Here is a 13,972-nt window from a genome sequence, read left to right on the forward strand (position 1 = left end):
TCATCTATACTCGTATAGTAGATAATCAATATCGTTGATTTGTAGGAGGAGAGTACCATTTTAGCAGTTTTTCTGAAACTAAACGTTTAAATTTATAGCTGAGGGGAATATTTTATTACCTTCAATAATGGATATTCCTGAGGATTTTCTTCATTATGTATGGCAGTTCAGGTCATTTGATAATAGTGGATTGGCTAGTACAACAGGGGAGGGACTTAAAATAATCAGTACTGGTTTCCTTAATAGAAATGCAGGGCCAGACTTTAGCAATGCTAAAATCCAAATCGGGGAAACGCTCTGGGTTGGACAGGTGGAAATCCACCTTAAGTCATCGGATTGGGAAAAACACAATCACCAATCAGACAAAAGCTATGACAATGTTATTCTTCATGTAGTATTGGAGCATGATGCTGAAGTGATTCGGGAAGATGGATCTATTATTCCTGTACTGATTTTAAAAAACAGGATCGCTCAGTCACTAATTGATAACTATTACCGGTTAATTTTAAATCTGAACGACTTCCCCTGTAAGGCACAAATTAAAAATGTGGATACCTTGATCGTGGATAGTTTTCTTTCACGCGTTGTTATTGAACGCTTTGAGCAAAAGACGATACAAGTGTTTGAGTGCTTATCTCAACTCAAAGGTAATTGGGATGATGCATTTTACCATTTTTTAGCAAGGAATTTTGGTTTTAAAGTAAATGCCCTTCCTTTTGAGCTTTTGGCCAAGTCTATTCCTCAGCATTATTTTGCTAAGCATAAAAATAATCCTGAGCAAATAGAAGCTTTGATTTTTGGTGTTGCGGGTTTCTTAAATGATAAATTTCAAGACACTTATCCTGCCAAATTAAAATGTGAGTTCGATTACCTGAAGAAAAAGTATCTGATCAAACCAATGGAAGTGGATTTATGGAAGTTTATGCGGATGCGGCCACAGAATTTTCCAACGCTTCGTTTAGCTCAGTTTTCTGCCCTGATTGTGCAATCCAATCACCTTTTTTCTAAGATTTTGGAAATAAAGGATGTTGGAGAGTTGAAAAAATTATTTGAAAAGCTTCCTGTGAATGAATACTGGAAACATCATTATCACTTTCGAAAGAAAGCTGAAGGGGTAAAGATTCAACTTGGTAAGAACTCGATTGATAATATCCTTTTAAATACCGTCGCTTTATTTTTATTCGCTTATGGTAAATATACCTCAACACAATTTTATGTTAGCAGGGCAATTAAATTACTAGAATCATTGCCCCCTGAAAAAAATGCGATTACCGAAGGATTTGTAACGGCGGGTGTAAGAATGGATCATGCTTTTGCTTCCCAGGGAGTTTTACAGTTGAAAAAACAGTATTGTGATGACAAAAAATGCTTATCTTGTGGTATTGGAATTAAAATTTTAAAACTGGCATAATCGTTGTTTATGCTACGTTGCTAAAAGCGAAATAAAAATTTGGTTTAAATCAATATCAATTATGCCCTTTTTTCGTTCTCTAATTAAGAATTTAAAAGGTTGATGTTGTTAACAATTAAAGAAGTTAGAAATGTTTCAGAGAATTGTAACCTATTTTGAACAACAAAGTTTTGGTGTTTCTACTTATTTGGCCAATAAACTGAATATGAGCACCGCAAAGGTCAGGTTGTTTTTTATTTATTCGTCGTTTTTGGCGGTTGGCTTTCCTATACTCTTTTATTTTCTTGCAGCTGTTGTATTGGATATTCGAAATTACATGAAGCGGATTAGACTTCGGGTGTGGGAGTGAGAGGCAACATTTGAGATTTGAGATGTGAGACATGAGATTTGAGACAAGAGTGAGAACCGGGCATAATTCTTTAAGGGAGATGGGTTCTGAACTTTAAACTTTTCACTTTCAACTCATCACTTTCAACTTGCTTACTCCTAACAAACTAATCATCGTCTCTTAGTATTTCTGCAATTTCATGAAAGCCTTTTTCTGCTGCTAAATCTGCAGGCAATTTTCCACCTTCCATGCGTAAGGATACTTCCGCGCCGTGTTCTAAAAGCAAAATTATCAATTCAATATTGCCAAGTTGGGCTGCGGTATGCAGAGGTGCCAAGCCAGCTTTTTGGCATACATTAGGATAAGCACCACTATCTAACAGCATTTTAGTAATGTTGTAGTTATTTGCAGCAACAGCCGAATGAATTGGAAAAACATTGAAACCATTTTTAGAAGCCAGATTTACATCAGCGCCCTTTAATACCAGGAAACGGGCAAGTTCTTCATGACCAAAATAACAAGCAAGGCCCAGAGGTGTGAAACCATCTTCAGAATAATCATTGATTCGATCGGGATTTTGGAATACAAGTAGTGTAGCTGTATCGAATTTACCAACGGCACAGGCTTCGAAGAGGGTTAAATCATCTACGAATTCGGAGATAACATTGGCTATTTCTGGTTTTTTGTAATAACAGGCCAATAATAGTGCTGAAATACCATGAGAGGTGTTTTTTCCGGCCAGTTGAGGAGCTTTAATCAGTATTTCTTTAACAGCCTCTAAATTTCCTGCCTCGATTTGTTCTTCAAGTTGAGCAATATCCATATGGAATGTTTAATTCTAAAAATCGTTTTAAATTAATAAAAAATACCATATAATAAAAAATCCCGTTTTACCTCTCCAGGCCAAACGGGATTAAACCTAAAACAAAATCCGTTTCATTTGAACAAAACGTTTCAACTGTTATGTTGATATTAAAATAGACAGGCTTTTTTACAGAAGGTTTAATCTGTATTAAATATTTTATTTATTTTAAGGCCTCAGGATAAAAACACAAGAGATAGAATATATATTTTATATTTGTCTTATAAAATACGACTATAGAAAATGCCGATAAAAGGTAATCAATTTAAAGCCAATACATTCAGGGATAAAAATGCAGATACAGCCTCAGGTAGGTCGGCATCTAATCGCCAGCAGCAGGAAAAGAGGGAATATTTACCACGCTTTGATTTACAAGATGGACGTGCGGTAAAGATATTAGGGCTGTTTTTTGTTATCCTTTCTCTTTATTTTTTAATCGCTTTTACTTCCTATCTATTTACCTGGCAGGATGACCAAAGTTATGTAATTGACGCCAATGGGGGATGGGGTAATTTATTTAAAACCGCAGAAGAACTAAAAGATTCGGGGGTTACCACGCCTGTTGTGCAGAACTGGTTAGGCAAGTTTGGCGCGTTATTGTCTCATCAATTTATATATGAGTGGTTTGGTATAGCCTCATTCTTATTTGTGCTGGCCTTTTTTATTATCGGATATCGCTTATTATTTAAAGTTAAAATTCTTTCTATTTCTAAAACTTTAGCTTATAGTTTTTTCTTTTTGTTGTTTATCTCTCTAACATTAGGTTTTGTACATGCCTTTTGGAGCGAATCCCCGCATTACATTGAAGGAGAATTTGGATATTGGAGCAACAAACTCCTTCATGCACAAATTGGATCAGCGGGAGTTGCGGGGCTAATTGCTTTTGCTGGATTAACAATTCTGATTATTGCTTATAATATTGATTTTAAATTTCCGGAGCGTAAAAAAGAGGAATATATTGAACCTGAAGTTCCGGAAAATATAGAAGTTATCAGGGAAAACAGATCTGAACCTGTAGAATTCAGTGTTCCCAATAAGCCAAACTTAAACACTGAACGCAGACCTCAAAATGTTACTTTAAGGCCAAACCGATTTGAAGAAAAAGAGGAGGAAGAGGAAAATGTAGCGCCAGTTGTTTTATCTCCTTTGGCTAGTAATCTTCCTATAACACCTGTTACCCCAGTTGCAACTCCTCCATTGGTTGTAGAGCCGGTAGCAGAAGAGGAGCACGCAGAACCAGCTTTTACCATAGCAAAATCAGAAGAGGAAATTAAATCTGATGATTTAATTGAGCAGTTTGGTAAATACGATCCAACTTTAGATTTATCAGGTTACAAGAAACCTCATTTAGATTTACTGGAAAATTACGGTTCGAGTAAGATCTCTGTAAATGCAGAGGAGCTCGAAGCCAATAAGAATAAGATTGTAGAAACACTTAATCATTATAATATTGAAATTGACAAGATTAAAGCTACAATTGGCCCTACGGTAACGCTTTATGAAATTATCCCCGCTCCGGGCGTTAGGATTTCAAAAATTAAGAACCTTGAAGATGATATTGCACTTTCATTAGCTGCATTGGGTATTCGTATTATTGCTCCAATGCCTGGAAAAGGTACCATTGGTATTGAGGTGCCTAATCAACATCCGGAAATGGTAGCCATGAGAAGTGTATTGGGTACAGAAAAATGGAGCCAAACCACTATGGATTTACCAATTGCATTGGGTAAAACCATCAGCAATGAGGTGTATATTGCCGATTTAGCTAAAATGCCCCACTTACTGGTAGCGGGTGCAACCGGACAGGGTAAATCGGTAGGGATTAATGCCATTTTGGTTTCTTTACTTTACAGTAAGCACCCAGCAGAACTAAAGTTTGTATTGGTTGATCCTAAAAAAGTAGAATTAACACTCTTTAATAAAATTGAACGTCATTTCCTGGCCAAGTTACCAGGTGAGGCAGATGCAATTATCACAGATACAAAGAAAGTAATTAATACTTTAAACTCCTTGTGTATTGAGATGGACCAGCGTTATGACCTGTTAAAAGATGCACAGGTAAGAAATCTAAGGGAGTATAACGACAAATTTATAAAGCGTAAGCTTAATCCTAATAACGGACACAGATTTTTGCCATTTATAGTGCTGGTGGTGGATGAGTTTGCCGATTTAATGATGACTGCAGGTAAAGAGGTTGAAACACCGATTGCCCGTTTGGCCCAATTGGCCAGGGCCATTGGTATCCACCTGGTATTGGCTACACAGCGTCCATCGGTAAATATTATTACCGGAACAATCAAAGCCAATTTCCCTGCACGTTTGGCATTTAGGGTATTGTCGAAAATTGACTCCAGAACTATTTTGGATAGTGGTGGTGCAGATCAGTTGATTGGGCGTGGAGATATGCTTTTAGCTACAGGAAGCGACTTAATCAGGCTACAGTGTGCTTTCGTTGATACACCGGAAGTGGATCGTATTTCTGATTACATCGGCAATCAACGTGGTTATTCTGAAGCTTATCAATTACCAGAATATGTTGATGAGAATGGCGAAGGAAGTAAAATGGACTTCGATCCTAATGAAAGAGATAAGTTCTTTGAAGAGGCTGCACGACTAATTGTGATGCATCAGCAGGGCTCTACTTCATTAATTCAACGTAAATTGAAACTGGGTTACAATAGAGCCGGACGTATTATTGACCAGTTGGAAGCCGCGGGCATTGTTGGTCCGTTTGAAGGAAGTAAGGCTCGTGAAGTTTTATATCCTGACGAGTACTCTTTGGAACAGTTCTTGAATAGTATGAATGACAAAGATTAGATTAAACTAATTGTAAAAAATCTACTCTAACGTTTCAAAAAGGAATAATAAAAAAAGAAAAGATGAAGAAAATAATTTCAGCATTAATGGTTGTAGTTGCTTTTACAACTTCAACTTATGCTCAGACAGATGCGAAGGCCAAGGCAATTTTAGCAGAGGTAAGTAAAAAGTACAAATCTTATAATATCGTTAAAACCGATTTTACATTTACTTTAGAAAACCCAAGGGCAAAGGTTAAAGAAACACAGCAAGGTACTTTGTATGTGAAAGCCAACTCTAATAAATACAAAGTGGCTATGACGAATCAAGAGCTTTTTAGTGATGGTAAAAGTCAGTGGACTTACTTAAAAAAAGATAAAGAAGTTCAGGTAAGTAATGTAGATAACAGTGGCGATGCAATTAATCCTGCTAAAATATTTACGGTTTACGAAAAGGGATTCAAATACATTTATACCGGAGAAGAGAAAGTTGGTGGTAAAACTTATCAAATGGTTGATTTAACTCCGGTTGATACCAAGAAATCAATTTTTAAAGTAAGATTAAGCATCGATAAAACTGCAAAGCAGATTGCAAATGTGGTTTTGTTTGATAAAAACGGCAATAAATACACCTACAATGTAAGAACATTTTCTCCTAATGTAAGTGTTCCGGAAACTACTTTCGCTTTCGACGCTAAGAAATATCCTGGTGTTGAGGTGGTAGATTTAAGATAATTGTGCACTCCTTGAGAGGCTTTAAAGGTTCAGTTGGAAACAGCTGAACCTTTTTTGCTTTCCGGCCCTTATTGTTAAAGGCTCCAACTGGCCAAGGTCTTTTTAAATATTCTGTATAATCCCATATTCAGCGTTTGGGATTTTGGGTAGTAACAATATTATGGCCTTTATCCCAAGTTGGTAAATATTTCAAACGTATTTATGAATGCTGCTCAGATTTCTCTAAGTTTGTTTTAATGTCTTTACCAATTACCAACCACACATTAGAGAAACTAGAGCAATTGCTCCTGGTTATGGGATTTAAGGTTCGATATGAGAAAGGGAACTTTAAAACCGGTTCATGCCTATTAGAGCATAATAAAGTTATTGTAGTGAATAAATTCTCTAATTTAGAAGGGAAAATAGCGGCGTTGATTAATTTGGTAAAACAAACCAATGCTGATGAAAACCTATTTGATGATAAACAGAGACAATTTTATCAATCCTTAAAGCAAACAGAGTTATTTTAATGAGTTGTTCCAATTTATATCTATACGGAAAGGAAATGATTAAATGAAGGTTACTTTTTTAGGTACCGGTACCTCTCAAGGTGTTCCTGTTATTGCTTGCAATTGTGAAGTTTGTACCTCCTCAGATCCAAAAGATAAGCGTTTAAGAACTTCCATTCTGGTAGAAACAGCAGATAAGACTTTCGTGGTAGATAGCGGCCCTGATTTTCGTTACCAGCTGTTACGTGCAGGGGTAAAGGATTTAGACGCCGTTCTGTTTACGCATGAACATAAAGATCATATCGCAGGATTAGATGATATCCGTCCCTTTAATTATTTATTGCATAAGGTTATTGATGTGTATGCCACTGAAAGGGTTCAGGCAGCTTTAAAAAGAGAATTCTATTATATTTTCGCAGATACGCGTTATCATGGATTGCCACAGGTTAGCTTGCATACTGTTTACAATGGAACAGATTTTAACCTGGGCGAAATTCAAATTACCCCTTTTGAGGTGATGCACCATGCATTGCCGATAACGGGTTATCGCATTGGCGACTTTACTTATATTACGGACGCAAAAACGGTATCTGATGCTTCCTTTGACTTAATTAAGGGGACAAAGGTTTTGGTTATCAATGCTTTGCAACATGCACCTCATATCTCTCATTTTACTTTGGATGAGGCAAAGGAATTTGCTGATAAGGTAGGGGCTGAAATTACTTATTTAACGCATATCAGCCACAATTTAGGACTTCATGAGTTGATACAGAACGAGTTGCCGCCCCACATTCGGCTGGCTTTTGATGGCTTGAGCATAGAAGTTTAAAATAGGTTTTTCAAAATCCAAAATTACACTATATTTGCAGCACCATACCTGGGTGGCGAAATTGGTAGACGCACCATCTTGAGGGGGTGGCGCTGGCAACGGCGTGGCAGTTCGAATCTGCTTCCAGGTACAGTTTTTAAAAAAGCTAACAATCATATTGTTAGCTTTCTTTGTTTTCAGCGCTTATTTATAAACTCATCTGTTGTCTGAATTTCAGTTGCTTGATAAGCTTTCATTTATTTTAAATTGGCTGTCGATACCTGCTGGAGATTAGCTATGAACACACATTTACATTTAAACCGAATTTTTAAAATTTTGACTATATACATCATCCTAAAAATGTAGTCTTTAAGGGCTATTGTAGAGCTTTCCTGTTGTCGATAATTTAGTCCCGTTCTTATTTAGCAGATAATATACCTGAAATGAGGACAGGGCAGATAGATATACAAAAAGAATAATGCGCATAGCAATTTTAGGGACAAGAGGAATTCCAAGCCAATACGGTGGTTTTGAAAAATGTGCAGAGCATATTGCCTTAAGTTTGGTGGAAAGAGGGCATGAAGTGACGGTATACAATTCTCATAATCATGCGAATCAAAAAGAATTATGGAATGGAGTTGAAATTGTGCATATACATGATCCTGAATTTAAATTGGGGATATTTGGACGTTTCATATATGACTATCGATGTATCCGCGATTTAAAAAATAAACAAATTGATATTATACTTCAATTTGGATACCGAAGTAGTCCCGTATGGAGGTTCAAAATGCCAAAGGATGTAAGTTTAGTAACCAACATGGGGGGAATAGAATGGAAACGGGCAAAGTATGGTTTCTTTTTAAAGAAACTTATTGTTTTAACTGAACGATTAGCAGCATTTAACTGTGATCATTTAATTGCAGATTCTCTAGGCATTCAAAGTTATTTATTTAAAAAGTTTGGGAAAGTATCGCAATACATCCCTTACGGGGCTTATATATTTGATGATGCAGATGAGCGGGTTTTATCAGATTTTGATGTTTTAAAATACAAATATGATTTGTTTATTGGTGGATTGGAACCTGAAAACAGCTTGGAAATCATTTTGGATGGCGTAGTTAAGGCACAAATGGACCGTGATTTTTTGGTTATTGGAAATCGTTTAACAGGATATGGGAAGTTTTTAAAAAACAAATACCGGAAACACAAAAACATTAAGTTTTTAGGGGGCATTTATGACGACAAAGCCCTTAATAACCTGCGATATTTTTCAAACTTATATTTTCACGGACATACACTTGGTGGAACAAATCCACTTTTGCTACAGGCCATGGCATGCAGAAGCTTAGTTTCAGTTCATAACAATGATTTTAACAGGTTTATTGTGGGCAGTGATGCCTTATATTTTCAAACTGCAGAAGACATAACACAACAAATGAAAGCAAAAGGTAAAGACAGCCAAGCCTACAATCAACATCTTGAGAACAATGTCATCAAGATAAAAAAATATTATTCCTGGGATCATATTGGTGAAAGATATGAGCGCTACTTTTATGGTGTATTGAACAGTATAGATTCTGTAAGATAATGATGGTTATAATAATTCCATGACTTATTATAAGGAGTGCTAAGTAACTGCACATCTTTTGTGTTGCAACTCTATTTATTAAGTAGCTTTAGTATCAGCCGTCATGTTTCCTGCAAAAGGATAAAAATCAAAATTTTAATCTCCTGGCTAAATTCTTACCCAATCTCATTTAAATTTACGATGGGAGCCCGTTCTTTACATTCTGGTAGAGAAATATTCAAAGCAACATTTTACTGGCCTTCTCACACTTCTCAAAAAAAAGTTGTTTTATGAATGATAAAACAATTTAGTGGTGTTATAAATGAATATTTTATAGTGCTATACCTAAGCCCAAACTGTACGAATTCTGGTGATTTAATAATGTTAATAAAAATATAAAGAAGATATATTTATTTCTTATTGAATTTTGAAAAACGGCTTAAAATAGTCTTGAATGCCATTAAACTTTATTTTTTACATTAAAAGAAGCTGTTTTCTATAACATAAAAATGTGGAAAAGCCTGATTAATAATACGGAAAATATAGAGCTTGGCAAGCTTTTTGTTTTTCTTGTTGTACTCATCCCAAATTTCACATCCCCGAATTTTTTAATGTTTAACCTAGAAAATTAAAAATTTTCGAATGGCCTGTCTAACTGTTGTCGACTGTGAAGATGCGCTATTAATTTTAAATGACGTAATTTATGATCTCAATCTCTATTGTAGAAGACAATGACTTCTATCGTGAATTATTAGTGAGTGTACTTGAGAAAAAGCATTTTCTTAAGGTTATTGGGGTTTATTCTTCTTTTGAAGAAGCTATGCAGGGTTTGCCTGAAGATGCGCCTGATATTGCAATAATTGATATTAAGCTTAAGGAAAAATCAGGCATAGCGCTTATCGAAGCGATAAAGCTTCAGCTTACGAACACACAGTTTTTGATGTATTCCGGCTTTCAGAATGATGAGAATATTATCAGTGGGCTAAAGGCTGGTGCCTCAGGCTATATTTTGAAGGGGGCTAGTGAGGAAGAAATTCAAAATGCCATTATAGAATTGTATAATGGAGGCTCTCCAATGAGTCCTTACATTGCCCGTAAAGTAATCAATCTATTACACCAGCGGCAAACCAATGATACTCATGGTTTAAGTGCAAGAGAGCTGGAAGTACTTTCTTTACTCAGCCGGGGCTTGCTATACAAGGAAATATCCTATCAATTAAATATCAGTGCCAACACTGTAAAAAATCATTGTAAAAATATTTATAAACGCCTGCATGTTCAAAACAAGATAGAGGCCATTAATAAATTTAGTAATTATAATTTGCAAGCATACGCATCATAAATATCTCCCTCCAATCCCATCCCCACAAAGAATTAAAAGTAGTTTAAGTCATTGATATTGGGGGGCTTATCTGTTATAAATAAACCCATCTGATTTTTAGGTCAGAAAGATTTAATCTTTTATTTAAAATTATGGAAAGCCGTCACATTTTTATTTTAATCATATTGTTAATCGTTTTAGATGCATTGGCATTAAATTGTTCATTCGGATTAGTTTATGGTTCTGGGATCTTAAATGATCATTATTCGAATAGAGAACTTACCTTTTTACTTCTGTTTTTAAATCTTACCTGGTTCATAGCATCGTTTGTTAATCGAACCTATAACCAGTTAAATGTTCAATCTATTGATTCACTTTTCAAAAGAATGATCACTACTTTTTTAACTCAGGCATTGCTATTGATTATTGGTTTAGCCTTTATAAAGCATATTCAATTTTTTAATAGCTATACCTTTTGCATTTTACTGGCTCAATTTATCGGAACATCAACGGTACGTTTAATCATTTACTTTTCAGAACAAAATTATCCTAAGCTGAATCTTCACAAGAAGAAAATTGTAATCATAGGTAATCATGATTTGGCCAGTGTTTTAGAAAAATATTTTTTAAAGAATAAATTATCTTTTAATCTGGCAGGTTGTTTTACAGATTTTAATACAGAGGTAATTGATGAAAGAAATAGTAAAAAAATTAATAGATTAAAGGATACTGTTAAGTTTGCAATAGAAAATAACCTGGATGAAGTTTATACCACTCAGTTTCCAGAGCAGTGCAAAGATCTTCAAGGTATACTTAATCTTGCAGAAAAAAACTGTGTAAGAGTCAAATATGTAACCTCCTTTATTCAGTATAAAAGGGAAGAGGAATCTTTTACCAATTCGAGTTATATTTTTAATAATTTTTATGATGGCATTCCCATTTTAGTAAACCGGAGAGAGCCCTTAAGTGCTATTGGAAATCGCATTGTGAAACGTTTATTTGATATTGTTTTCAGTCTTTTAGTTATAGTTTTTCTGCTTTCCTGGTTTTTACCCCTGATGTCACTCCTGATTAAACTGGAATCAAGAGGTGATGCCTTATTCTTACAGCTCAGATCTGGAAAGAAAAACAAACCCTTTTACTGCTACAAGTTCAGGAGCATGAATATGAATAAGGATAGTAATAACCTGCAGGCTTCAAGAAACGATCCCAGAATTACCCGGATAGGGGCCTTTATGCGCAAAACCAGTATAGATGAGCTGCCTCAATTTTTTAATGTTCTTTTTGGACATATGAGTGTTGTTGGGCCACGTCCTCATATGCTCAAGCATACCGAAGAGTATAGTAAGTTAATCGATCAATATATGGTGCGTCATTTTCTTAAACCAGGTATTACTGGCTGGGCACAAATTAACGGCTATCGCGGGGAAACCAAAAAACACGAACAAATGCTGGGACGTGTAAAACATGATATTTGGTATATGGAAAATTGGTCCTTATTCCTGGATATCAAAATCGTCTTTAAAACTGTTGCCAACGCTATTAAAGGTGAAGAAAATGCATTTTAATAAAGATTAATATTAGAGGAAGAAGTTTAGAGCTTTTGGGAGTTGGTGTAAAAAAAGTGTTAAATCAATTTGAGGGGTTTACCTTCAAATTGATTTAATGTTTTACATCCCATAAGCTATTTTCATGTTTACAAATAAGATGCCGGTGCAATTAGGTTTAATTTATTTCTTCGTTGTTATTTTATTTTCTATAATAGGGTGTGACAAAACCGGCGAATTAGCCATTAGCGATACCTTTTCCACGGATAGCATTCCATTCAAATCACAAGGAGCCTTCTTCAGCGACTGGTCTGCAAGGCAATTAACCTTACCCGTATTTACCGACGTAGAACCCTTATCAAAAACAGGTACTACAATCATAAATGTTAACACGAGTAAAGTTTTAAGTCGTGTAACGCCCTATATTAATGGGAATAACGCTAATCCGTTTTCAGGGCAAATGGTTACAGAAGGTAAATTGATTACACACATTAAAAACCTTGACCCGGGTATAATTCGTTTCCCGGGAGGAGATATTAGCAGTTTATATTTCTGGAATAGAACTAACAAAGAAAAACCAGCTGATATTCCTTCTGCAATATTTGCTTCAAATGGTGATAGTACTACTAATGATGTTTGGTATGGTAAAAATGATGAGCCCTGGACATTATCACTTGAAAATTATTATAAGCTACTCAGTCTTACCAGCTCCACAGGAATAATAACGGTGAATTATGGTTATGCAAGATATGGGTTAAGTGCAAACCCTGTACAGCAAGCAGCGCATCTGGCAGCTGATTGGGTTAGATATGATAATGGAAGAACCAAGTTTTGGGAAGTAGGTAATGAAAGTTATGGTTACTGGGAACCTGGTTGGAAAATTGATGTTTCTTTAAATAAAGATAAGCAGCCTCAAATCATGAGTGGAACGCTTTATGGTAAGCATTTTAAGGTTTTTGCAGATTCGATGCGAAAGGCTGCTGCTGAAAAAGGATACAAAATTAACATCGGGGCACAATTGATCAGCAGACCTACACCTCACAATATAAATCCAGCAGAAAGTTCCTGGAATAGAGATTATTTTGCTGAGGCACAGGATATCGCTGATTATTATATTATACATGATTATTATACTGACTATGGTGAGAACAGCGCTGTTAAAACCATATTAAATTCTGCAACCATCCAAACCGATGCTATAAAAAATTATTTACGTAGTTCTTTTCTGGAAAGCGGGCGGGTAGAGAAACCAATTGCCATGACAGAATGGAACATTTTTTCGACCGGTAGTAAACAGAAAATTTCAGCAATTGCGGGTGTACATGCTACAATTTGCATGGCTGAAATGCTCAAAGCCAACCTGGCAATGGCTGCCAGATGGGATTTATTAGGTAAGTATGATAACGGGAATGACTTTGGATCTATTAGTATCGGAGATGAGCCGGATAATTCGGAAAAATGGAATCCAAGGCCGATATTCTTCTATATGTACTATTTTAAAAAGTTAATTGGCGATCGTTTGATTGAAACTTCGATTAACGGTAATAGTGATATTTTATCATATGCTTCCAGCTTTTCTTCAGGTGAAACAAGCATGGTTATTATAAATAAGTCAAAATCAGATGAAATGGTATCTGTAAATATTGATGTCGCATCTACGCTGAAACATTATTATACCTATACGCTGGAAGGCGAAGGAAGTGTCGATTTTTCAAGGAAAGTATTTGTTAATGGTATAGGCCCAACGGGAGTTTCCGGTGGTCCTTCAGGATATACCACTTTAGCGGCAAAAAGATCTACTATTTCTGCTGGAAAAATTAACATTAATGTTCCAAAATATGGGGTAGTATATCTAATTGCCACTAATAAATAAGTTTATTGACTGCTAATGAAGTTTAAAATGTCGTTAACAGATTGAAGTTTAACTATATTTTCTTCACTGATTTCGATATTGTACTTGTTTTCTAAAGCAACCATGATGCTTAAATGTCCAAAGCTATCCCAGTTATAGTGCTGACCGAGTGCTGAGTCTAAATTTAAGGATGCTGGTTCGCATTCCAAAGCGGTAGCTATGATTTGCAGTACTTCTGATTGATTAATGTTCATT

At 35.6% G+C, this 13,972-nt stretch carries 12 protein-coding genes and 1 tRNA gene; 11 read left to right on the top strand and 2 right to left on the bottom strand.

All coding sequences use genetic code 11. The features are described from left to right. The first annotated feature begins 127 nt into the window (after nt 1-127). Nucleotides 128-1,411 (top strand): DUF2851 family protein, encoded by a 1,284-nt coding sequence (locus ACQY77_RS21085; protein WP_421940344.1) that lies wholly within the window; start codon nt 128-130, stop codon nt 1,409-1,411. A 130-nt stretch (nt 1,412-1,541) separates the two neighbouring features. Next, nucleotides 1,542-1,760, top strand: a complete 219-nt coding sequence (locus ACQY77_RS21090) for a PspC domain-containing protein (protein ID WP_421940343.1) — start codon at nt 1,542-1,544, stop codon at nt 1,758-1,760. 145 nt (nt 1,761-1,905) lie between these two features. Here ACQY77_RS21090 and ACQY77_RS21095 read toward each other — a convergent pair whose 3' ends face one another. Further along, nucleotides 1,906-2,562, bottom strand: coding sequence for an ankyrin repeat domain-containing protein (locus ACQY77_RS21095; RefSeq protein ID WP_421940342.1), 657 nt, complete (start codon nt 2,560-2,562; stop codon nt 1,906-1,908). Between the two features lie 282 nt (nt 2,563-2,844). Here ACQY77_RS21095 and ACQY77_RS21100 point away from each other — a divergent pair, with 282 nt between their 5' ends. The 9 genes from ACQY77_RS21100 (at nt 2,845) to ACQY77_RS21140 (ending at nt 13,738) form a co-directional block, all read left to right on the top strand. Continuing rightward, nucleotides 2,845-5,418: a DNA translocase FtsK 4TM domain-containing protein gene (locus ACQY77_RS21100; RefSeq protein ID WP_421940341.1), complete on the top strand. Its 2,574-nt coding sequence runs from the start codon at nt 2,845-2,847 to the stop codon at nt 5,416-5,418. 62 nt (nt 5,419-5,480) lie between these two features. Beyond that, complete coding sequence (locus tag ACQY77_RS21105) at nt 5,481-6,131, top strand: LolA family protein (RefSeq protein WP_421940340.1); 651 nt, start codon at nt 5,481-5,483, stop codon at nt 6,129-6,131. Nucleotides 6,132-6,367: 236 nt separating this feature from the next. Beyond that, nucleotides 6,368-6,640 (top strand): hypothetical protein, encoded by a 273-nt coding sequence (locus tag ACQY77_RS21110; protein ID WP_421940339.1) that lies wholly within the window; start codon nt 6,368-6,370, stop codon nt 6,638-6,640. A gap of 43 nt (nt 6,641-6,683) precedes the next feature. Beyond that, on the top strand, nt 6,684-7,448 hold the full coding sequence (locus tag ACQY77_RS21115; RefSeq protein ID WP_421940338.1) for an MBL fold metallo-hydrolase: 765 nt from the start codon (nt 6,684-6,686) through the stop codon (nt 7,446-7,448). A gap of 46 nt (nt 7,449-7,494) precedes the next feature. Continuing rightward, nucleotides 7,495-7,578 (top strand) — tRNA-Leu (locus tag ACQY77_RS21120). 327 nt (nt 7,579-7,905) lie between these two features. Further along, nucleotides 7,906-9,018, top strand: a complete 1,113-nt coding sequence (locus ACQY77_RS21125) for a DUF1972 domain-containing protein (RefSeq protein WP_421940337.1) — start codon at nt 7,906-7,908, stop codon at nt 9,016-9,018. A gap of 682 nt (nt 9,019-9,700) precedes the next feature. Next, on the top strand, nt 9,701-10,339 hold the full coding sequence (locus tag ACQY77_RS21130; protein WP_421940336.1) for a response regulator: 639 nt from the start codon (nt 9,701-9,703) through the stop codon (nt 10,337-10,339). A gap of 131 nt (nt 10,340-10,470) precedes the next feature. Continuing rightward, entirely contained in the window at nt 10,471-11,886 is a 1,416-nt protein-coding gene (locus tag ACQY77_RS21135; protein ID WP_421940335.1) for an exopolysaccharide biosynthesis polyprenyl glycosylphosphotransferase, read from the top strand. Nucleotides 11,887-12,010: 124 nt separating this feature from the next. Beyond that, nucleotides 12,011-13,738 carry an alpha-L-arabinofuranosidase gene (locus tag ACQY77_RS21140; protein ID WP_421940334.1) on the top strand — a complete coding sequence of 576 codons (1,728 nt, stop codon included), beginning with the start codon at nt 12,011-12,013 and terminating at the stop codon, nt 13,736-13,738. A gap of 2 nt (nt 13,739-13,740) precedes the next feature. Here ACQY77_RS21140 and ACQY77_RS21145 read toward each other — a convergent pair whose 3' ends face one another. Beyond that, nucleotides 13,741-13,971, bottom strand: a complete 231-nt coding sequence (locus tag ACQY77_RS21145; RefSeq protein ID WP_421940333.1) for an acyl carrier protein — start codon at nt 13,969-13,971, stop codon at nt 13,741-13,743. Nucleotide 13,972: the final 1 nt, after the last annotated feature.

This window comes from Pedobacter sp. (genome assembly GCF_965279535.1).
In the GTDB taxonomy this organism is placed as follows: domain Bacteria; phylum Bacteroidota; class Bacteroidia; order Sphingobacteriales; family Sphingobacteriaceae; genus Pedobacter.